Consider the following 22,032-nt stretch of genomic DNA (forward strand, 5'->3'; position numbering starts at 1 on the left):
GCATAAATGGACGATGCACTTAAGAGTCACAGGAATGCGGGCAACAGGTAACACAGTCCGTGTTTCCTCCCAACTGCCGCATGGGGGGGGGACAGAGTGTGAGTGCGCGGCCAGCCCGGCCGCCACCCGCACACCGCACCGACTCCCACAGCGGCCGCGAAGGCCGTGTGCGGAAGGTGCCCGCACCATCAGGGGGACTCCTTGACCGCTTCTGTCACCGCCCGCCGTCTGGCCGCCGCCGCCCTCGCCGCTGGCGCCCTGGTCTCGGTCGCGGCGCTGCCGGCGACCGCAGCCGACTATGCCCGCCCCAGTCGCCCAGCGGTGGAGATCTCGAAGGTTCAGTACGACTCCCCGGGCCGCGACGACCGCTCCAACCGCTCGCTCAACAAGGAGTGGGTGGAGCTGACCAACAACACCCGCCGGTCGGTCAACCTCGACGGCTGGACCCTTAAGGACGAGTCCGGCCACACCTACACCTTCGACCACTACCGCCTGGCCGGCCGCGCTACCGTCCGCATCCACACCGGCGAAGGCCGCGACACCCGCACCGACCTCTACCAGGACCGCCGCGCCTACGTGTGGAACAACGACCACGACACCGCCACCCTGCGCAACGACCGCGGCCGCCTCGTCGACGACGAGTCCTGGGGCCACCGCCGCGGCGGCCGCCACTGACCCGCGCGGCAGCCCGGATCGAAGGACGGCCGCCAGGCCGTCACCACACTCTGTACTCCCTCGTGCAGCAGCCGCCGCTGCCGCACGAGGGAGCGCGCTCGCACCATCAGGGGGACATCGTGTCCGTTTCTGCTTTCTCTGCCGTTCGCCGCCTGGCCGCTGCCGCACTCGCTGCGGGTGCTCTGGTCTCGGTCACGGCGGGGCCGGCCACCGCGGCCGACCATGACCGCCCGGACCGCCAGAAGGTGAAGATCTCGGCCGTCCAGTACGACTCCCCGGGCCGCGACGACCGCTCTAACCGTTCGCTGAACAGGGAGCGGGTCCAGTTGACCAACCCCGCCCGCCATGCGGTCAGCCTGGACGGCTGGACCCTCGCCGACGAGGACGGCCACACCTACACCTTCCACCACTACCGCCTGGCCCCGCAGTCCACCGTCCGCATCCACACCGGCGAAGGCCACGACACCCGAGGCGACCTCTACCAGAACCGCCGTACCTACGTGTGGGACAACGACCGGGACACCGCGACCTTGCGCAACGACCGCGGCCGTCTCGTCGACGACTACTCCTGGGGCCACCGCCGCGGCGGACGCCACTGACCCCCACGCCGTACTGACAGTGGATGCCGCGCCACGGCCGCGGCCCGCATGAGACCCGGCGGCGCGCCCTGCCCTTCCCGGGGCGGGCGCGCTGCCGGTGCTATGCGCGGGCCGCGGTCACTGCGGTACTTGGTCGTAGGTGACGGTGGCGTCCGGGCAGTGCTCCGCGAGGTGGGTGAGGGCGTCGCGTTCGGCCGGGTCCGCGGGCAGTTGCCAGCGCAGCTTGGTGGCCACCCAGGCGCTGGCGTACTCGCAGCGGAAGCCTTCGACGGGCAGCCAGTCGGCTGGGTCCTTGTCGTTCTTGGACGGTTGGAGCTGCCCGAGACCGCGATCAGCGACGCCGGTGCTTCCTGGTCGTTCGCGTAGGCCTTGCGCCGGGCGGGCGTCCCTGCGGATGCCCCGGAGTCCGATGCCTCGGCCAGCGGCACGATGTGGTCGACATCGAGCGAGGACGCGCGGTCACCCATACCTGGTCGTACTCCGAGAAGTAGCGCCCACCCGACAGCGCGCACCGTGGTCCGGTCTCCGGGGCGAGTTTGGCCTCGGACAGGATGACCTCTTTACGGTGTCGCACCCGTCGGTGGGGTTGAGGCCCTTGTTCCAGTGCTCGTCGACGCGTGGGGGCCGCAAGTATCCGGCGATCGTCAGGCTCTGGGAAAACGCCTGGGAGGAGTTCACCTCGTTCCTCCGCTTCGACACCGAGATCCGCCGAATCGTCTGCACCACAACGCGATTGAATCGGTGAACGCCAGGATCCGGCGGGCGGACAAGGCCCGCGGGTATTTTTCGAACGAGCAGGCCGCGTGGAAGTGCGTCTACGTGGCGATCATGTCGCTCGACCCGACCGGCAGGGGGCAGACCGCTCGGCCCTGCGCTGGAAAACCGCTCTGAACGCCTTCGACGGCCGACTCTCCGCAGCCCGTCAGTAACCCCGAACACCCCGGTTACACCGTTCGATTGACAGACCCTGCAAGACCGTTACCGCAGTTGGCTATGGGGCGCTTGCAGGAGCTGGCCGGTCCGTCGAGGCTAGTGTGGACCTAGGAGCTCTCTTTCGGATCACTTGGTGGCGGTTCGATTTCAGGGCCTGCTGAGTCCGAAGGAGCTGCTGCCTGCGACGATGCGCTGGTGAGCTATGACCTTGCGGTGTGGGACGGCGACCGTCCACTTGACGACGGCCAAGCGGGCTCGACCTACGACGAGCTCTTCGAGCGCTACCTAGAGTCGGACGATGTTGTCGTACCTCCGGTGCCGCGCATCGTGGCCTACGTGGAAGCCCTCGTCGCGCGATACCCGGACGACGAGGGCAGTGGCGTATGGGCGTCACCGCCAGTCATCGAGGAGGCATCGGGGCCGATGGTGTACCTGCTCATGTCCTATGGCAAGGCTGAGGAGGTGTCCGAGTATGCCTCTGCGCTGGCTCGCGAGCATGGACTCGTCTGCTTCGATCCGCAGGCGGAACGCCTCCGACCGTGAGCTGCCTGTCTCTCAGCGGGCAGACCAGAGGAAGATGCCGGCGATATGGAGTCCGGCCAGGAAGATGGTCGCGGTCTTCTCGTAGCGGGTCGCAATGCCGCGCCACTGCTTGAGGCGGTTGATGCACCGCTCGACGGTGTTGCGCTGCTTGTAGGCATCACGGTCGAAGGCCGGTGGCCTGCCGCCTTGGCTGCCGCGTCGCAGCCGGTGGTTCCGCTGGTCCGCCGGGATGGGGATCACCGCCCGGATACCGCGTTTGCGCAGGTGGGCGCGAATCGCGCGAGATGAGTAGGCCTTGTCGGCCAGGACCACGTCCGGCCTGGTGCGCGGACGACCGCGCCGTCGAGGAACACGCAGGCGGGCCATGACGTCAGTGAAGGCGGGCGCGTCGCCGGCCTGTCCGGCGGTGAGGACGAACGCGAGCGGCCGACAGCGGGCATCGGCAGCAAGGTGGATCTTCGTGGTCAGTCCGCCGCGGGAGCGGCCGATGGCGTGGTCGTCCGGCTCGCCGGCCGGGGCCCCTTTTTCCGGGCCCCGGCCGCATGCTGGTGAGCCCGCACGATCGTGGAGTCCACCGACACGGCCCAGCTCAGGTTCTCGTCCGCGTCGGCCTGGGCAACCAGGGCGGTGAACACCCGCTCCCAGGTGCCGTCCAAGGCCCACATCCGCAACCGGTTGTAGACGCCCCGCCAGTTGCCGTACCTCTCCGGCAGGTGCACCCACTGGGCGCCAGTCTGGAACTTGAAGGCAATCGCGTCGATGACCTGGCGATGATCCCGCCAGCGCCCACCCCGCTTCGGTGTCCGGTCCGGGAGTAACGGCTCGACCCGCGCCCACTGCGTATCAGTCAACGGCACACCCGGACCAACGACCGACTGATCCAAACGAAACTGCCTAGCGCCCACTCGACAACGCCGCATCACCGCACGGGTGGTGACCACTGCACAGGCTTCGGGGTGAGTCCCGTCCCGGCCGGAGGGGACAGCGGGAGGCCATAGCCCGTTGGGATTCACCCCAGCCGCTCTTCATCAGTCGTTGTCCGGATCATCGGTCTCTCCGAGGAGGCGGGCCGCAAGGTCGTCGGCCCACTCCACGGCCCAAGCGCGCAAGGCTGCAATGGTGGCGTCGTTGAGTCCGTACGCGGCGAAAGCTTCGTCGTCGGTCCACTCCGCGCCTGTGAGGTTCGCCTGGAGGTCTTCGCGCTCGAAGCGGCCACGCGCGTGCCGGCGGCCGAACTCTTCGAGCTGGGTATTGGTCCATCGTCGCGAGGCTGCGAACACGTCGATCAGGTCGCGGGGTGCTCCGCGGTCGGCGAGGGCGCGGACCTTGGTCCCGATCACGTCCTCTTCCGCGAGGACGGGCCCGTACGGGCTCTGGGTGACCGGCCGCCAGAAGATCTCCTTGAGGATGTCGACCTCACACTGCTCGCCCGTGTCAGGGTCGGACACGGTGAAGCGGGCGGACAGCGGGGCGGTCTCCAGCGCGTGCACCTTCCAGCCGCGGGCTTCCAGGCCGGTGCGGAGCGTGGCAGCGATGTCAGCCATGGGGGCCGGGTTCTCGGTGGCGACGTCAAGGTCCTGGCTGGGGCGGTTGACGAGGCGGTGGGCCCGCACGGCGTATCCACCGGTGAGAACCAGTGGATACGGGGAACCTAGCGTGATCACGTCCGCCAGGAGCCGCGTGTGCAGCTCCGGCATGTCCGTCACGCGGCTGCCCGGGTGCGGGAGGCCAGCTGGGGGAAGGCGTCTTCCCAGACGGTGCGCACAGTGCGGCCGACGAGGGTGCGCAGGACCGGCCACAGGTGGAGGAGCAGGTCCCGGTTGAGATACCGGGGCAGGTCATCACGCAGGCCCTCGTGCAGGACGGTGCGGTACAGGCCCATGCGCTGACGAGGCTTGCTCATGTCGTACGTGGTCATCCCGGACCAGGCCAGGTGCAGCGGCAGCTTCACGACCCCCTGGGCCGGGCCGTGCAACTCGTCCAGCGACTCCGGCAGACGCCGCCGGAACTTCTCCCTGTACAGCGTGAGGTCCTCGGCATCCGCGGGCGAGGAGCCCCTTGATACGGATGCAGACTGCTGTGGGCTGGAGAACATGAGTCCATTATGGCGGCCGAGAGGTGGCGCGGGCCACGATGTGAGCACTGAGCTCTGAAGCGTGCGAGGCGGATCCTTCGGCGTGGTCTGGTAGCCACAGTCTGTTGCGCCCTGAGCAGCATGGACTGTCTGTCGTGACGCTCGTTTGACGGTTGGGACGCCTTCAAACTGCCCAGCGATCCGAGAAGGCGCCTCTGATCTCTGACCTGGACTTCTCTGCCGTTGCTGGGGCGGACACCTTTCCGACAACGTCGCGCATGGAGTGCGTGGCGATCCTTGAGCCTGCTGGCGAAGGCACCTGAACTGCAGGGTTGCTACTCGGATGGATTGCTCGACCTGTTTTCCTCCGTGCACGGTTCGGACGGACGGATCGATCTTTGTGAGCTCCCTGACCTGTGGCTTTGTGAGCGAGGCGCTGGCACCAGCGACGCGAGGGTCTTTCGCCTGGGGCGTCGAGGTTGCCGCCCAGGAACTCCCCAAGTCTCGAGCCGTAGACCGAACGCAGCTGGAGTGGTCGATCGTATTCGTCGCGAATGGAGAGGCAGCCGTACGCCGTGTGGTGGGAAACGGTCTGCGGCGGTCTGGTACATCCACAGCCGCTCCACGGACCAGATCGAGGGGCTGACCAGAGTGATCAAATCCGCTGCTCACGAGTTCGGAGCGTTATGAGTATCCGAACGGCTCATCCCCTGGCGTGCCGCCGGTTGAACGACACCTCGTACCACTAACTTTTTGTACGTCGCCGCTGGGCGGCACAGCGGTTTCCGGCGTGGCCGGGTGGTTCTGAGAAGAGGTCGGGCATGGTTTTCCCGAACACCCGTCTGCTGGCGATGGGGTCGGTGTGCACGGTGGCCGCTGCGTGTCTCGTGCTCGGCGCCGAGGCTTCCCAGGCCGCCGGGGGGATGAAGACCACGACGGCGGCCCCTGTGCCGGGTCCGCGGAACGCCATCACTGATGTCCCCGGCATCCGGGTCGGCCAGGTGCAGTCCGCCCGCCCGCCCTACCTCACCGGCTCGACCGTCGTCCGCATGCCTGGTAGGTCCATCGCTGGCGTCGACGTGCGTGGCGGATCCCCCGGCACATGGACGACCGACACACTCGACCCCGTCAACGCCAATCCTGGTGTCGACGCGATCGTCCTGACTGGTGGCAGCGACTGGGGGCTGGACGTCGGTGTCGGCGCTATGCACTGGCTGGAGGACCGCAAAGGGGTCTCGCTTCCTATCGTGCCGGGAGCGGTGATCTACGACATCGGGCGAGGGGGCAGCGACCGGGCTCGGCCGACGGCCTCCTGGGGTTACCGGGCAATGGAAGCGGCCGAGGGCGGCCAGGTGCGCCAGGGCACGGTGGGCGCCGGGACAGGAGCCCTCGCTGCGGCGAGCACTCTCAAGGGAGGCGTGGGCACGGCCAGCGTCAAAATGGCCGACGGGACCGTCGTCGGGGCGCTCGTCGTGGTCAACGCCTTGGGAAGCCCAGTGGATCCGAAGGACTGCACCCTGCTGGGCGCCGCACTGGGCATCGGCGACGAGTTCGCCGGACTGCGCAGGCTCTCCCGCGCGGAGTGCCGGCAGGCCCCGGGGACGCCGCAGACCGGGGCGGACCGGGGCCGCAACACCACGATCGCGGTCGTCGCCACCAGTGCGAGTATGGATAACGCGGCGCTGACCAGGATGGCCGCCGCTGCCCAGGACGGCCTGGCCCGTGCGATCACCCCCTCGCACACCCTCTCCGATGGCGACACGATCTTCTCCGTATCCACCGGCACCGGTCGGCGCCTGTCGAACGACGAGCCGGACGACACAGGTGCCCTCACCGGGATCGGCTCCGCGGCGGCCGACACTCTCTCCAGGGCCGTCGCGCACGCGATGCTGGAGGCCACGTCCGTGCGGCAGTACAAGAGCTATTGCGACACCTACCCGTCGGCGTGCGCGCACCTGCGGCGGAAGCAGCCGTAGCAGCCGCATGGGATCGCACTCGGCACACGGACGGAACCGGCACCGGGACACCGCCGCCGGTACGGCACCCGCGACCGCAGCTACCGCGCCCTCTCGGCACGGCCGGGCACGTCGACACGACGCTCTCAAGCCGCCCAAGAAGGAACGGGTTGGCTCAGTGAGCGCCCGGCGACGAGGAACAGGCCCGAGCAGAGGCCGGGGAAAGGCGTTCTCGTCCACGGTGACGGGCTGCCCCTCGGACAGGATCAGGTTGAGGCCGACCGGCGGAAGCCCCAGGCCCCGCTGGCCCCATAAGGCACGCCGGGCGTGCTCCGAGTCCCTGGGCGAACACAGACACGGTGCCAGCCAGCTCAGAGTGGAGCGGCCGCGCAACGGCACGACCGCAGAAGCCCATAGCTCCCCGGCCAGCGAGGGAAGCCTGTGCGTGGCCACCCCTGCCCGCGACTGCACGCGGTGACCTCAGATGTACGGCGCATCGGAAGCCGGAGGACTTGAGGGGCAACCTGATCCGTTTGTGGCCGCCAAGGCGTTGCCCCAAGGCAGCGTCGCCTGCACCGCCACGGGCTGCAGCGCCCCGCTTGAGTTGAAGGGACGGAGCCGCAGCACTGTACTTCTCGCGGTGGGAGTCAGCACGTTCATGCTGCTGGTAAACGACACCCGCAAGGATGAGGAGCAGTTCGACAAGTAAAAGGATGGCGCCCATGCGGTACCACCACCCGCAGAAAAGCAAGTGCACCCCGTTCTTGTTCAGTGCCGCATCATCCATCGTTCTTGCGGCGGCTGCCTTGACGTTCAGGTCGTGAGAACCTGTGGCGGCCTTGTCGATCATCAGCGGTGCCGGCGGGCCGTGCAGCCAATCTTCAGGGGTCGGCTGGAGGACGAGCCAGATACAGACCAACAGCAAGAGCAGATTTCCCATGAGGGCGTACATGCACCAGTACGGCAGCGCCACACCACCCTTGCTCGAATCTGAAGTGAACAGGCCGATTCCGGTAGCGAACGTAGCCAGTGCTCCGGCCGTGGCAAGCAACGCTGCGGCCCGCGATCGCAGTCCCTCAAGCCGGGCTCGCTGCTCAGTCAACCGATCGGCTGCCGCCACGTAAGCGGCGTCAATGACATTTTCCTTGCCGTCATAGTTTCCGGTATCGTCGAAAAGCTGCCTGACAGGTGCTACCGCTCGTCCAATCGGCCACAGGAGCTTGTGGGACGAATTTGAGCCCTGAGTCTTGGCGCCGCCACCTGTATTCATGTTCAGCCCTCCGGTTGCGAGAGCATAGAATTAATCGATCGCGGAATCTACCGTGCTACTCCATTTGCTTCGGTGCAATTTTTAAAGCACTCCGCGTGAAGGCGCCTTCGTCCATAAACCCTTGGTGGAGCCGTGCACTGTAGTGGTCGCGCCTGTGATCGGGACATGGAGAGCCGCAATCTCCCTCGTCACCGTTGGCCAGGACGACAGTCCAATGCGCCCGTCCGGCCGCCTCCCACTTGGCGGCCACCTGGAACCCCGCGCCGCCGCGCCCTCGCAGCCCCGATGCGGCCACCTCAGACGGATCTCGTCCGTGCTGCCCGCCGTTACCACGTGCGGCCAGACCTGCAATGGTGGATCGCCGGCGACCGCCCCTTCCAGCTGTGCGGGGTCACCGGTGGCGTCGGCCGAAGGGATCACCGGCGCCCGGGGGAGTGAGGGACCAGCCAGTTGCCCGGCCAGCGCAGGGCCTGCGCGTGCTGTGTCACCGTCCAATGTGGCAGGAGCCGCGTAGCAGTAACCGAGGCAGCGGACGGCCTGAAACGCGTCATAACGCTCCCCGGGGCCCTCGGCACTCATGACCTCATCGCCTGGCCGGCAGCCCATTACCGTAATCAGGGCAGGAGCGTATCCAGTCCTATTCCGACCGCGTAGGGCCTGCACCGTTGAAGGCCGCCTTCGGATGTGGGCCGTGCTTGCCGTGGACGACTCTCGGTGTGCGCGGCGACCGTCGGGCGCTCAGACTGGAACGGAGCAGCACCGGCCGGGGTCGGCCAGCCCTTATGGTCTCTCCTCACCCGCAACGATGCCCAAAGGAGACGGCTGTGGACGCGGCGCACCGGATGAGGGAGCCGGCTGCGGACGCCCTGCCCCTTTGCCAGGCGGACGATCGGCTCTGCGGCATCCGCGGACCGCGACGTCGCGGAGACGGACGTGGCCTAAGGCAAAGCCCCCGGACCATGACCGCGGGTCGGCTGGAACAGGGCAAGTGGTCACGACAGACACCCGGGCGGTGCCGACCAAGTGCTCTGGGCCGTGAAGGAACCCCGGATCTGCCGACACCCGGTAGTCGTCAGCCGCCGACTCGACGGCATGATCACCGGGGCGGATCTTGCTCGCCGCCGTCCCCTGGGAGCACGTGGGCCAATTCGTCCAGACCGTCCGGGCGATCCGCTGAGACGCGAGGGAGCGTGATCGAGCTCATGGCGCGCATTGCCGCCGTCACGAGGCGGGAATGCGCCAAGGCGCTCGGTTGGGCGCACCGTCCCTCTTCCCGAAGGAGATGCCCGTGCTGTAACTCATGACCACGCGCTGGCAGCCAGGACTGACCCGCGAGGAGCAGCGGTAGGCGTAGTACGAGATCGGCGTCGTGGCGCGGAACTCCCCCGTTTTTTGTCTGGACGGCGGCTCGTGCACGTCCTGCGCGACGGTGCGGCAAGACGGTCGCCCCGGTGTCGACAGCAGCGTTGTTGCCTGGCGTTGGCAGGAATGAGGCGGTGAAATTCGATGGACGAATCGGCGGGCGGCGCGTTGCCGTCCGTGGCGGGGCAGACCGGCGTAGTGGGCTTGATTTCGTGGCCTCGCTCGATGCTGCATGCCGGGAGCGTCCGGCGTGCGGGGACAACTGTCGTGACGTGGTGCACCGGCTTGGCCGCCGCCCTCGGCGAGGTAACCGCTAAAGGACACCTGCCGTGCCGACGCCCGGTCCCGGTCCTCCCAACCAGCAGGACGGCGGGCATGTGTCCCCTGGCGGCTCACCGCCCGTTCCGCCGTGTTGGATCCGACGCAGCCCCGCTCCGCACGTCGGCCGGATTCCGCGGCGAAAGCCCCAAAGCTGCCGACCAACCGGCCAAGGCGTGTCCGTGACGACCGGCGGCGCACAGGACTCGCGGCGGCCACGCCTACCCGACTTGCCACGTGGGCTGCGGCTGGACGCCGAACTGGACGAGATTGCCGCGACACTGCACGAGCTGGCGAGGGCCAAGGACCGGCTGGAAGGATTACTGGAGGCTGTCCTGGCCCTGAGCCGCGAGGACGATCTGCCCGCGGTGTTGCATCGCATCGTTACCACGGCCATGGACCTGACCGGGGCGCGCTACGGAGCGCTGGGCGTCCTGGACGATAGCGGTGAGGAGCTGAAGCAGTTCATCACCGTTGGACTGTCGGCGTCCGAACTCGCCGACCTGGCCGGGATCGAATTCCCTCGCGGCCACGGCGTGCTCGGCCACCTCATTCACCACCCCGAACCCCTGCTGGTCGAGGACATCGCGTCCCATCCCGCCTCGGCCGGCTTCCCACCTGGTCACCCACCGATGCGGACGCTCATGGGTGTGGCCATCAGTGTCCGCGGCACGATCTACGGTGATCTCTACCTCACCGAACGAGCCGGCGGCCGCTCGTTCGACCAGGACGACGAGGACATCGTCATCACCCTGGCTGGCGCCGCTGGCATCGCCATCGACAACATCCGCCTGCTTGAACAGCAACGCGAGAGCGCCGAACGCTTCCAGCGCCTGCTGCTACCGACCCTGCCCGATCTGCAGCCTTTCGCAGCGGCCGCCACTTACCGTCCGGCCAGTACCCCGGGCCATCTCGGCGGTGACTGGTACGACGCCGTCTGGCTGCCCGACAATGCGTGCGCCGCTGTCATTGGCGACGTCGTCGGTCACGATCTGTACTCCGCTGCGGCTATGGCGCAGATCCGCAGCATGCTCCGCGCGCTGCTGTACGACCGGCTCACCCCGCCCAGCGCCGTCCTGCATCAACTCGACCGCACTCTCGAGGCGATCACTGACCTACCGGTCACCACGGTGTGCCTCGCCCGTATCGAGAAGGCGAAGCAGGGCTGGACGCTGCACTGGAGCACCGCCGGGCACCTCTCCCCGCTCCTGATCGACCCAGACGGAGAGGCGCGCTACCTGCGCGGCGAGCCTGGACTGCCCCTCGCCGTGAGCACCGAAGAGCCGCGCTCCGACCACAGCCACGCCTTGCCTGCAGGAGCCACGGTGGTCTTCTACACCGACGGACTCATGGAACACCCCGCCCGGAACCTCGACGAAGGGCTCGCCCGGCTCGCCGAAGTCGCCACCACCCACATCGGGCTGCCCTTGCAGGAGTTCGTCGACACCGTGGCCGACCAACACCCCAGCGACGGTCACGACGACATGGCCATCCTCGCGCTGCGTACACCGCCACCTTGACGCGCCAAGGCCGCGGGCGCAGGCGCCCGGCATAACCCCGGCCCTTCCTCATTCGACGACGCGGCCTCCTGACCTGCGAGTATTGGAGGAGCCAAGGACCTCCCGTGGTCGGTCTCTCTCAGAAGTACCACCTTCTGCCCGCAGGGCGTCAAATGGGAGGAGTACCGCCCTGCCGCACCCGCATCGGTTAAAGGGGCACGCAATGGATCCATGGGCGATCTGGTTGGCCGTTGCTGCGGTGTCGGCCGTGGCGGAGATTCTCACTCTGACCGCCGCGCTCGGCATGCTCGCCGCTGCCTCGGCTGTCACAGCGGTGGCCGCCGCCTTGGGGATGCCAGTCCCTCTGCAGTTCCTCACTTTCACCGTCGTCACCACCGTCATGGTGCTGCTCCTGCAGCCGGTCGCGATGCGTCACTTGCACCGACCGCAGAAGGCGCGGTTCGGCGTGGACGCCTTGGTCGGAAAGGCCGCCTACGCCGTGACCGAGGTGACCAGCCGAAGCGGGAGGATCGACATCGACGGCGAGGTATGGACTGCTCGCCCCTACGACGAAACGCTGGTGATTCCCTCGGGAGCGACCGTCGACGTCATGGAGATCCGCGGTGCCACCGCCATCGTCTACCCCCGGGAATGAGACTATGGAAACATCGGCGTTCCTCGTCATCGGCCTGATCGTCGCGCTTTTCGCCGTTTTCACCGTGATGCGCGCCGTGCGCATCGTGCCGCAGGCGCGTGCACGCAATGTCGAGCGCCTCGGCCGCTATCTTCGGACCCTGACTCCCGGCCTCAACCTCGTCATCCCGTTCGTCGACCGGGTCCGCCCCGTCATCGACCTGCGGGAACAGGTGGTCTCGTTCAAACCACAGCCGGTCATCACCGAGGACAACCTGGTCGTCGAGATCGACACCGTCCTGTACTTCCAGGTCACCGACCCTCGCGCGGCCTTCTACGAGATCGCCAACTTCCTGCAGGCGGTCGAACAGCTCACGGTCACCACCTTGCGCAACGTGGTGGGATCCATGGACCTGGAGAAGACCCTCACCTCACGGGACACAATCAACAGCCAGCTCCGAGGTGTGCTGGACGAGGCCACCGGCAAGTGGGGACTTAGAGTCAACCGGGTGGAGATCAAGGCCATCGACCCCCCGCAGACCATCAAGGACGCGATGCAGAAGCAGATGCGGGCGGAGCGGGACAAGCGCGCCGCGATCCTTGGAGCCGAAGGACAACGCCAGTCGCAGATCCTCACCGCCGAAGGCGACAAACAGGCGGCGGTCCTGCGCGCGGAGGGCAACCGCACTGCGGCGATTCTCCAGGCCGAAGGGCAATCACGGGCCATCGACGAGGTGTTCCAGGCCGTACACCGCAACGATCCCGACCCCAAGCTGCTCGCCTACCAGTACCTGCAGATGCTGCCCCAGCTCGCGCAGGGCCCGGGAAGCACCTTCTGGGTCATCCCCAGCGAGATGACCTCTGCGCTCGAAAACGTCTCCAAGGCCTTCACCGAGGTCCTGCCCCGTTCCCCGGCCACCCGAGACAAACCGTCGGACAACATGGCCACGCAGGCCGCCCACGACACGGCCGAGGCCGCCGAGGCCGCCGCAGAGGCTGTCGCGGACGCGGCGGCGGCCGACGGTACGGCTTCCGGTGCCCTGCCGCCGGACACCCCCCGCTGACACACCCGCGAGGAGGACCTCCCAGCGCACGCATTCGGGGGCCGCGGGGCCGGCGCCGAAGCCGTCGGTGGGAGTAGGCATGAGGTCCGCGGGCCGGCCGGTTCCTGGGCTCGCGCTGACCAGAGAAACAGAACGTGGGTCTCGGCCATCCCCAGTTGCGCGGTGGCGTAGTCGATGAAGCGCCCCATCCAGGCGCGGAGCGCATCGCGTGGCGGCATGGCCGACAGGAGGTCGGGGCGGCGTCGCACAGCCGGCTTAGTTCGTTACCAGGCGGCCTCGATCAGCGCCTCCCGGGTGGGGAAGTTCCGGTAGAGAGTGCCCGAACCTGCACCGCTTCCTTGGCGATGCGCTCAAGGTGCGCCTCCAGCCCTTCTTCGGCGAAGACGCGCACAGCCGCGGAGAGGAACTTTTCCCAGTTGCGCCGCACGTCGGCCCGCAGTGGTCGCCCGGTGTCTGTACGTCGAATCAACTGACCAGGTCAGACAGCAAGCTGGCCAAGGCTCGGTAACCGGCAACCCACTTGGGAAGCACGTTGGTGCCGCAATCTCACGAGTTCGCATCTCGTATCCTCCGCAGCCGCCTGAGCAGGCGAAACGAGAAGCCGAGCCGCAATTGCGTCTCGGCTTCTCGGCCTGCGCTCACCGGGCCTCTGTCTTCGTACGGCATCTGCGGATCATGGAACTGAGCCATCCTTGGCTAGGCCCCGAAGCGGCTACGGCCCGCCTGTGACGTTCCCTGTTTGTCGAGGTGCACCCTCATGAAGTCCCGATCGACGCTTGCGACCTGGCTGAGCGAACTCGACGGTTCCCGACTGGCACGCGTACTCACCATACGGAGGGACGCAGCCTCCTCTCCGGAACCACGCTCGGTGGGGGAACTGGCGGACCGTCTCCAACGTCCGGGGTCCGTGGCACTCGTCCTGCCGCAGCTCACGCTGCCGTGTCTGCAGGCCGCCGAGGCGCTGGCAGCCTTGGGAGCACGGGCGACCCGGGACAGCCTCGCGGAGTTGCTCGGCTCGACGTCCCCTGCGGCGGTACATGCGCTGGACACGACCTTGGAAGCGCTGTCGGACCGGGCGCTCGTGTGGCCCGACGGCAACGAGACACTCCGCATGCCTGCGCACTTGCGGCAGGCGTGGAGCACTCCCCTGGGACTTGACGCCCCGCTGGAAGAGCTGCTGAGCAGCACCACCTCGGAGGAACTACGTGGCATGCTGGCGGTCCTGGGCATCAAGCCACCCGGCACCGAGCAGCAGCGACTCGCGGCCCTGGTGGAGCATCACAGTGACACAGAACGGGTCGCCGCGTTGGTGGCGGTGGCACCGGCAGCCACACGGAAGTTGCTTGAGCATAGCTCCAGGTTCACGCCGAGTCCATCACTGTTCGTACTGTTCGGAGCTCCTGGCCGCGACGTCCAACCAGGCGCCGGATGGGCACTCGACCGCGGGCTCCTGCTCCAGGACCGTCACCGATACGGGCCCGTCCGCATGCCGGTCGAGGTGGCCCTGGCTCTGCGGGGCCCCGATTGGCACGCTCCGTTCGAACCTCTGCCGCCGGTCACACAGATGGTGCCCATCACCTCCTCGGAGGTGGAGCGGGAAGCCGCGGTAGCCGCCACCGCGTTCGCGGCCCATGCCGCCTCCGTCCTTTCGGCGTGCGCGACCGCTCCGCCGGCCCGGCTGAAGTCGGGCGGGATCGGGGCACGTGAACTGGCCCGGCTCGGCAAGGCCGCCCAAGCGGACGACGCCGTCGTACGCATCGCCTTGGAGACCGCGTACGCCGCCGGACTTCTGGCCCGCGACGGCGATCGAGTACCTCCCACCGAGGCCTACGATGCCTGGGCCGAGCAGGAGCCCGCAGAACAACTCACCGTACTGCTCCGGGCGTGGCGGGACCTGCCGCTCACCCCCACCCGGGCGCGCGACGAAGATGACAAGGTTCTTCCCGCGCTCGCCGGTGCGCCCGACTGCGGCGGCTGTCTGCAGGCCCGCCACGGGCTGCTCACCGCGGCGGCGGGGCTCCCTGTGGGGCAGGGTGTGAAGGTCGCTTCGGAGCTGGGGCCGCTCGTGGCCTGGCACCGTCCGCTCGCCGACGATGCTTCGCCCCAGGACACGGCACCGTTCAGCACCGTGATCCGCGAAGGCGAACTGCTGGGAGTGCTGGCACGGGGTAGGCTGTCCCCGCTCGGTGCCCACCTGGCGGCCCACGCCGATGAGGAGCTCGGCATCACGGCCCGACGGCTGCTGCCCCCGGCGACCACGACGGCCCGGATCGGCGCCGACCTCACTGCCGTGGTCACCGGCACCCCGTCCGCGCGACTCGCGGCATTGCTGGACTCGATGGCCGACCGGGAGACCAGTGGCACAGCGTCGGTATGGCGCTTCAGCAGCCGCAGTATCCGCCGGGCCCTGGACGCCGGCCGCAGCCCGGACGACATGACAGCCGATCTGATGGCTGGCTCTGTCACGGCCCTTCCACAGCCGCTGGCCTATCTCATCGCCGACACCGCACGAGGTCACGGACGGGTGCGCGTCGCCCCTGCGGCCTGTGTCATCCACGGCGACGAACCCGCGCTCCTGGCTGAACTCGCTGCCCACCGCGCACTGGCCAAGCTTGCCCTGCGGCAGCTCGCCCCGACGGTCCTGGTCACCGGCAGCCCACCCGCCACGACTCTCGCTGCGCTCCGTGCTGCGGGATACGCCCCGGTCGCCGAAAGCGCCGGGGGAACGGTATGCATCGAAAGGCGCCTGCCGCAGAGGGCCGCCGCCGTCCCGCCCCCACGAAAGAAGGTCGGGCGACGCGGCCCCTGGACCGCCGCGACCCGCGCCTCGGACCTGCCCGCCGACGCCGGGATGGAGGCCCTGGCCGAGCGGCTGCTCAAGGCACCGTCGACAGCACCGGAAGCCGAGCCGTTCGGCAGCGGGGTGCCGTTCGCTACGGACACCGAGGAGATCGTCGCCGGATACGCGAAGCACCTGTCGTACAGCGAGGTCCGCCAAGTCGCCCATGCCATCGACACCGGTGCGGCCATCACGGTCGAATACATCGCCACGTCGGGAGCCCGGACCGCACGTACCCTCAGCGACCTGGAACTCGACCCGCCCTACCTCCATGCCTGGTGCCACCTGCGCGAAGCGGAACGCGTCTTCACTCTCTCTCGCATCCATGGGGTGATGCCCGCGTAGGACGGGAGTGTAAATCTGACGGCGGATCCGACGAGCATGGAAGAGACGTCAAGTGACTGATACCGCGGTGGAGTTGGAGACCGTGGAGTCTGTCGAGAGTGCCCAGTCCGGGCAGCCTGTGCCCGTGTCGGACGAGCAGCTGGTCGCCATGCTGGTGGAACGGGCCCGGACGGAGGGGCTGCAGTTGACCGGGCAGGGTGGGCTGCTGCAGCAGCTGACCAAACGGGTCCTGGAGTCTGCCCTGGAAAGTGAGATCGCCGATCACCTCGGCTACGAGAAGCACGATGTCCTGCGGCGCTTCCTCTCACGCAGCGATCCAGGCAGCCCCACGATCACCGACCTCGACACCGTGCGAGCCCGAACTTCGCTCTGGAGGTGCTGAAACGACGTGAGCAGTTCGCGCAAGCCCGGACCTCAGCAAGGACGACACCTTCGAAGACGTTGTTGCAACCGCTGACGATCCCACTGTCGATGAGTACCAGCTGTCGACCCGGACAGCAGACGGTTCGCCCCTCGCCTGAGCCCAGCTTGAGATGCCGTGCAGCCTTCCGCACCTTCGCCTCTGTCCTCGCGCGCAGAGAGGCCCTGGCGACTACCGACTGCGCATTCACGCCCTCGGCCGAGACATCTCGATCGATCTCACCGATGATGAGGTCACTGAGTAGTACCTCATCCAAACGTGGCCGGCTTCTAACGCAACCGTCACCGCGCTTCGTCACAGCGACGGCCACGGCGCGTCGGTACGCGCCTGCTGAGCCATCGTGGCGGGGAAATTCGGCATTCGAGCCGTCTGGCACCGGAACCTCGCTACACTTACCGCCCGTAGTCGCTTCTGCACGGTGAGGAACTCTCCTTAGCGTGCGCCGGTGTGCGGGGGGATGTGTGGGGCAGCCGAAGATTTCGTTCGATCTCGCCTGCGGCTTCAGTGACGAGAAGAAGGCCCACGTCAAGGACGCGCTGCTCGGAGTGGCGGTCAGCAGCGACACGCACGCCTCCGAACAACACTGCCGCGATCAGGGCGTATGGCCGGCCGATGTCCAGTCGGTGAAAGTACACGGCCGCCTGTCCGGCGGCCGCGGCGGAGCAGACGTCCTGAAGATCCTCGTCACACGGAAAAGTAGAGCGAGTTCGCTTCAGGCAGCGAAGCTGATGCCCTATGACGAGGCCCTCAAGGAATGGAAGGCCTATCAGACCCTCAAGGAGACTTTCGACTCCACACTGTATGTTCCGATTGTCGCCGTCAGTAAAGGTGTACACGCCTACCGCGGCCAGGAGGCGCCCTGCAGCGTGGTCGTGTACCGCCATGTCAGCGCCTGGAACCACGCTCCTGGGGAGCTCGAGGCACTGGAAGATCTCGTCACCGCGGCCGTGACTTCGCCTGCACATCTCGAAATCTGCACGACGACGCTCACCACCGTGCTGGAATCGCTGTCTTCGAATCTATACCACACCGCCCAATGCGAGCACATCGACCTCGAAGCGGAGAACCGCGGTCTGGGCGACGACCTGAAAGTCACGGTCAACAAGATCGAGGGCACGGGTGCCCAGCTGCGCCTCGTGTACGGCAATCCCCAGCCCGGCCAGACCTATCCCCGGCCTACGTCCTCCGAAGTCCTGCGCAGCTCCACGTCCCCGCCGGGTCAGGGCAGAACCCTGCGGGTGGACGAGCGCGCGGACTTCACACTGGAAAGCGTCGTCAGGCAGGACGACTTCGTACGGGGGACGTTCCATGCAACCCGGGTGCAGGTGGAACTGGCGGACAGCGCCAGGCTGCCTCAGCAGTTGAAGAAAGTACGCGCCGGCCAGACCGTCGAAGTGCAGGGCAAGTTGACCTCTGTGCGTGCCGAGCGGTGGTCGGCCTTCCTCCAGAAGCACTTTGGTGACAGCAACGGCTTCACCGAGGATGGCAGTGCTCAGACGCTTCAGTACGAGGGGGTGACGGTCGGGCACCCTCTGACGGCTCTGCACACGCTTCTGGTCGCGGACGCGGAACCTCGCATGCGCACGGCGGTGCACGGGGACCTCAACCCCAGAAATGTGATCTTGTCGGGCCGTGTCCCGTACCTGATCGACAGTGCCACCTTCAGCCGGGAGGGTTTCACGCTTGCCGACGTCACCTGGCTGGAGACGTGCATCCTGCGTGATTCTATCGCCGCGCATCTGTCGTTTCCGGAGATGGTCCGCCTGCAGCGCTATCTGGGCCTGCTGACGCTGCTGAGGCCCGGGTGGGGCGAGTCAGACCTCGCGACGGCTGCCAAGTTGCTCGCGCAGGCCGCAGGCGAGGACAATCCCGTCTTGGCCCGGTGTCTGCTGATTCTTTGGCGGTTGCGGTCCGGCATCTGGTCGGTGGTGCCCTCCGAGTGCCGCGCGCTTTGGTCTCGGCATTATTTCCAGCACCTGGTCCTTTCAGCTTGCCGCACCTTCCGGTGGGACTCGCTTGATGAGCCCGAACGCGTGCGGGTCACCGCGGCAGCCGCAGGCGTGGCCTGTGAATTCCTCAGCGTGGAAGGCGCTCTTTCCCACTGGCCGCGACAGGACATGGATGTCGTGGCGCGTTTCCTGCTCTGCGGGAATCAAAGCAATTCGGTGACCGAAGGCCTGCTGGTCCAGGCTGCTGCGGCGGCGGACCCCGCACTGCGCAGCAGAGTGATCAAGCGATTATCGGCGGGGCCTCTCCGGGAGGTCCGGCGCATTCTGCACGAACGCTCTTCGGCTGCTAACCAGTCAGAAGGCTGGGGTGACGACCCCTACATCGACCTGGAAGGACGTCAGCTCGCCCCAGGAGAACCCTACGTGCGCCAGGGCAACGGCGCGCTGTCCGTACAGGCACGTGACTGTCTGGCCCTGCTCATGCGGGACCCGGCCCTGATTTTGATCGCGGAGCCTGGCGGTGGCACATCGCGCATCGCCCGTGAGTTCCGTCTGCGAGCAACGGCGGAGCACCACCCGCACTACCCCGACGTGTTGCTGCCGCTGCACGCGACCGCTGAGCAGATCATGAAGTTCTTGCAGCAGCGCCAAGGCCAAGAGCGCACGGTCACGAAGTTCTTGCTGCAGTTGGCAGACGAAGGCGGGGTGCTGACAGAGAGGCTCCTGGAGCAGCTGGTGTCCCTCGGCGTAGTCCACCTGACGGTCGACGAACTGCACGACGTGGCGGAGCAGGACCAGCGCAAGATCCTCGCCTGGATCAGACGGCTGTCATCGAACCAGCCCCGGCTGCGCCTGCTGGTGTGCCAGCGGGCGGGCGATTTCCATCCGGCGGTTCTCAAGTGGCCGACCGTGGTGGTCCATAAGGTGCGTGAGAGTGCAGCGCGCTCCTATGCGACCGAAGTGCTGCGCCGGCGCCTTCCGGAGAGCTGGCAGGAACCGCTCGGCGAGTTGGAGAGTCGTTTGTTCGCCGATCCCGCAGCAGGTGCGCTGCGGGACTGGGCTGGTAAGCCCCAGCCTTTGCGGCTGCTTGTGCACCATTTAGCCGAGACAGGGCAGGTGCCCGCGAACATCGGTGGGTTACTGCGCACCTATCTGGAGCACCTGCTGCACGCAGCTGCCGCCTCGGCCCCACTCGAGAGCCTGCTGACGGTACTGGGCAAGTTGGCAGAAGAACTCGGATCCGCCGGTTCCTTGAGCCGGGAGCAGGCAACTGCCGTCCTGCGCATAGCAGTCGAAGAGCTGGACACGGTGCCCTCGGACGTGGAGCAGATGCTGCAGATGCTGGTGCATTCCAGTGTCGTCATGGAGTCCGGTGAGCGGATCCGGTTCCGTGACCCGCTGCTGCAGGCCTACTGCGCGGCCATCGCCCTCCAGCAGTACCCGGCCGATCAGCTGCCGGTGGTGAGAGAGCGCATCCTCAGGCATGGATGGCGGGACACGGCCGTGTTCCTGGTCGCCGACGAGCGCACTGATCCCGGCTGCGTGCTTGCGGTCGTGACGGCGGGAGTCGAAGCCAGCCCGTGGTACGGAGCACTGCTTTTGCAGGCGGCTCCGGACCACTGTACGCAGGAGGTTCACCATGCCTTCTTGCACCATCAGCAGGAGGTGTTGCGTTCTCACTACAGTGGCGCCCCGGCGTGGAAGCGCTCTGCCTACGCTCTGGCCAAGTACGGTGTGCCCTCCGCCCAAGACGTCCTCGTCAAGATCGCTTGCTCGTCGCAGAGTCCGGCAGAGGCGGTGCAGGCGTCTCTGGACGGGCTGGTGATGATGCATCAGTGGTCTGTGCCCGGGGCGACGCCACGTCTGGCAGACGTCGTCAGCGCTCTCCTGGATGCGGGGAAAAGGGCGCGAGTTGATGTCGGGATCACGGTGCGTGCCCTGCGCAGCATCCAGGTGGCGCGGCTGGGCGAGCTTGCGGGCTACGCGTGGGCCCATGTGACGCCGGGCCGGCCCTGGGAGGTTTTGTCCCAGGCCTGGCAGGCTTTAAGACAGCTGGGTCTGCGTCCCGACCGCGCCCGTCAGCGCGCATACACCACAGGGTGCGGCTCGCGGCTCAGCGCCGTCGACGAGGCGCTTCGCACCACAGCCGACACCGAGACCGCGGATGGGTTGAACGCTGAACGGCTTGAGGTGCTGGAGGAACTGGCGGCGGCTGGGGACATCGAGACTCTGCTGAAGTACCGGTTCCGGGCCGGGCTCGCTGAATGCCCCGCCTGGGCGGAGATGCTGCAGCGGGCCGTGACCGCGCACAGGGCGGGCGAGTCGATGACGTCGGCGGTTGCTGCACTCCTCGATGAGAGCACGCTGCATGCAGTGGGCATGGATTCCGTTCGGTGGAAGCGGCTCCTGGCTTTCGGCGATGAAGGTGTATGTGCGATTGCCGCGCATTACATCTTGGCGGCCAGGGACGTGGTGAGTGTGGAACTTCTTTCCGAGGTTGCCGCGCAGGGGTCGGCCCGTTCCCTTTCTGTGGTGGCAGCCTTCGTGCATTGCCTGCCCCCCGAGGGGCACAAGGCGCTGGAACAACTGCTGGAGCCTTTCCTGGCAGAAATGGACGCTGCGATGGTCGAAGCGGTGTCCAGCTTTGTCAGCGCAGCGGAAACCCTCAACCAGGAAACCGGCCGGCGTCTGGCGCTGCGGGTCCAGCATGCGCTGGCGCAACAGGGCCTGGCTCAGGAGGCTCTGCACTGGCCGTGGTGCACGACGTGGCGGCGTGCGCTGCCGCCCAGGGCGGAGATTCCGCTGTTCCTGGGCGAGCAAAGCCGGTTGCGTTCCTGGCGCTCCAAGGGGCCCGATGCTGCGCTGCTGTCGGTGCTGGGCAGTGCGGACGTGTTGCTCGACGCACCCTATGTGAAGCCGATGCCGTTGGCGCCGGCCCTGCGCAGGCGCCTGGGAGATCTGAAGCCCTCGACTGCGGACGGGCCCGTTGCCCACCAGTTCGTTCTGCTGGCGGCGAGTGTCGGGCTGCCTGAGGAACTGCCGTTCATCAGGCAGGTCGCGAGCGACGACTACAACCAGCAGACCGTCATCCGGCATGCCCACGGCATCCATGGTCTGGTCGAGGTCACGCTGGCAGCCCACGCCGTCACGGCGATCGGTTACCTGGGCATGCTGGCCGCGCTGGACGACCCGGATCTAGACGCGGCAACGATCACCGGTCCGCTCGAGGAAATGGGGCGGGGTACCGGTGACATGCACCCCAGCATGGAACGGGCCCGTCTGGTGGCCCTTGGCTACTGGGGTCAGTTGGCGCCCTTGCTGGGGGCATTGTGCATGCGGGAGGACCCGATTCTCGCGTCATCCGTGCGCAATATTGTCAATCACTGGCTGCCAGGTCCTCGAACATCCATGGGTCCGGATCCGTATTTCACGAAGGTAGCGGAGTCGCTCAGCGTGGAAATGAGTGTGAAGCAGCTGCCTTCTCAGACACGCGCATTGCTGACAGAGCTTCGCATCGGTATCGAGGACAGACTGGGGCGCTATGTCATCTGAC

General features: G+C 67.3%; 13 protein-coding genes and 4 pseudogenes. 12 read left to right on the top strand and 5 right to left on the bottom strand.

What is annotated here, in order from left to right; translation table 11 throughout:
* Window positions 1-201 precede the first annotated feature (201 nt).
* From J2X68_RS38140 to J2X68_RS38155, 4 genes and pseudogenes are all read left to right on the top strand, one after another.
* Entirely contained in the window at window positions 202-675 is a 474-nt protein-coding gene (locus tag J2X68_RS38140; protein WP_310437205.1) for a lamin tail domain-containing protein, read from the top strand.
* 119 nt (window positions 676-794) lie between these two features.
* Complete coding sequence (locus tag J2X68_RS38145) at window positions 795-1,274, top strand: lamin tail domain-containing protein (RefSeq protein WP_310437206.1); 480 nt, start codon at window positions 795-797, stop codon at window positions 1,272-1,274.
* Window positions 1,275-1,890: 616 nt separating this feature from the next.
* Window positions 1,891-2,203 (top strand): annotated as a pseudogene (locus tag J2X68_RS38150) (transposase); the annotation flags it as partial.
* Between the two features lie 199 nt (window positions 2,204-2,402).
* On the top strand, window positions 2,403-2,750 hold the full coding sequence (locus J2X68_RS38155; RefSeq protein ID WP_310437207.1) for a hypothetical protein: 348 nt from the start codon (window positions 2,403-2,405) through the stop codon (window positions 2,748-2,750).
* A 12-nt stretch (window positions 2,751-2,762) separates the two neighbouring features.
* Here J2X68_RS38155 and J2X68_RS38160 read toward each other — a convergent pair.
* The 3 genes and pseudogenes from J2X68_RS38160 to J2X68_RS38170 all read right to left on the bottom strand — a co-directional run bounded on the left by J2X68_RS38160 (window position 2,763) and on the right by J2X68_RS38170 (window position 4,845).
* Window positions 2,763-3,670: pseudogene (locus J2X68_RS38160) on the bottom strand (IS5 family transposase).
* Between the two features lie 108 nt (window positions 3,671-3,778).
* A complete protein-coding gene (locus J2X68_RS38165) occupies window positions 3,779-4,447 on the bottom strand; it encodes a nucleotidyl transferase AbiEii/AbiGii toxin family protein (protein ID WP_310437208.1) in 669 nt (222 codons plus the stop codon).
* Window positions 4,448-4,452: 5 nt separating this feature from the next.
* Complete coding sequence (locus tag J2X68_RS38170) at window positions 4,453-4,845, bottom strand: hypothetical protein (RefSeq protein WP_310437209.1); 393 nt, start codon at window positions 4,843-4,845, stop codon at window positions 4,453-4,455.
* Between the two features lie 800 nt (window positions 4,846-5,645).
* On the opposite strand from J2X68_RS38170, the gene J2X68_RS38175 reads away from it, so the two are divergent.
* Both J2X68_RS38175 and J2X68_RS38180 read left to right on the top strand, forming a co-directional pair.
* The gene (locus J2X68_RS38175) at window positions 5,646-6,800 is read left to right on the top strand and encodes a P1 family peptidase (RefSeq protein ID WP_310437210.1); all 1,155 of its coding nucleotides are present in this window, start codon (window positions 5,646-5,648) and stop codon (window positions 6,798-6,800) included.
* Window positions 6,801-7,263: 463 nt separating this feature from the next.
* Window positions 7,264-7,488: a hypothetical protein gene (locus J2X68_RS38180; RefSeq protein ID WP_310437211.1), complete on the top strand. Its 225-nt coding sequence runs from the start codon at window positions 7,264-7,266 to the stop codon at window positions 7,486-7,488.
* 616 nt (window positions 7,489-8,104) lie between these two features.
* On the opposite strand, the gene J2X68_RS38185 is transcribed toward J2X68_RS38180, so the two are convergent.
* Window positions 8,105-8,344 (bottom strand): hypothetical protein, encoded by a 240-nt coding sequence (locus tag J2X68_RS38185; protein ID WP_310437212.1) that lies wholly within the window; start codon window positions 8,342-8,344, stop codon window positions 8,105-8,107.
* Between the two features lie 1,567 nt (window positions 8,345-9,911).
* Between J2X68_RS38185 and J2X68_RS38190 the strand changes: the two genes are divergently transcribed.
* From J2X68_RS38190 to J2X68_RS38200, 3 genes are all read left to right on the top strand, one after another.
* Window positions 9,912-11,249 carry a PP2C family protein-serine/threonine phosphatase gene (locus J2X68_RS38190; RefSeq protein WP_399041827.1) on the top strand — a complete coding sequence of 446 codons (1,338 nt, stop codon included), beginning with the start codon at window positions 9,912-9,914 and terminating at the stop codon, window positions 11,247-11,249.
* A 202-nt stretch (window positions 11,250-11,451) separates the two neighbouring features.
* Window positions 11,452-11,883, top strand: a complete 432-nt coding sequence (locus J2X68_RS38195) for an NfeD family protein (protein ID WP_310437213.1) — start codon at window positions 11,452-11,454, stop codon at window positions 11,881-11,883.
* Between the two features lie 4 nt (window positions 11,884-11,887).
* The gene (locus tag J2X68_RS38200) at window positions 11,888-12,925 is read left to right on the top strand and encodes an SPFH domain-containing protein (protein WP_310437214.1); all 1,038 of its coding nucleotides are present in this window, start codon (window positions 11,888-11,890) and stop codon (window positions 12,923-12,925) included.
* 140 nt (window positions 12,926-13,065) lie between these two features.
* Here J2X68_RS38200 and J2X68_RS38205 read toward each other — a convergent pair.
* A pseudogene (locus tag J2X68_RS38205) lies at window positions 13,066-13,391 on the bottom strand (TetR/AcrR family transcriptional regulator); the annotation flags it as partial.
* A 291-nt stretch (window positions 13,392-13,682) separates the two neighbouring features.
* Here J2X68_RS38205 and J2X68_RS38210 point away from each other — a divergent pair.
* The 3 genes and pseudogenes from J2X68_RS38210 to J2X68_RS38220 all read left to right on the top strand — a co-directional run bounded on the left by J2X68_RS38210 (window position 13,683) and on the right by J2X68_RS38220 (window position 22,031).
* Entirely contained in the window at window positions 13,683-16,109 is a 2,427-nt protein-coding gene (locus tag J2X68_RS38210; RefSeq protein ID WP_310437215.1) for a helicase-associated domain-containing protein, read from the top strand.
* A 52-nt stretch (window positions 16,110-16,161) separates the two neighbouring features.
* Window positions 16,162-16,461: pseudogene (locus tag J2X68_RS40420) on the top strand (IS256 family transposase); the annotation flags it as partial.
* A gap of 530 nt (window positions 16,462-16,991) precedes the next feature.
* A complete protein-coding gene (locus J2X68_RS38220) occupies window positions 16,992-22,031 on the top strand; it encodes a hypothetical protein (RefSeq protein WP_310437216.1) in 5,040 nt (1,679 codons plus the stop codon).
* The last annotated feature ends 1 nt before the right edge of the window (window position 22,032 follow it).

It is taken from the genome of Streptomyces sp. 3330 (assembly GCF_031456635.1).
Lineage (GTDB): Bacteria > Actinomycetota > Actinomycetes > Streptomycetales > Streptomycetaceae > Streptomyces.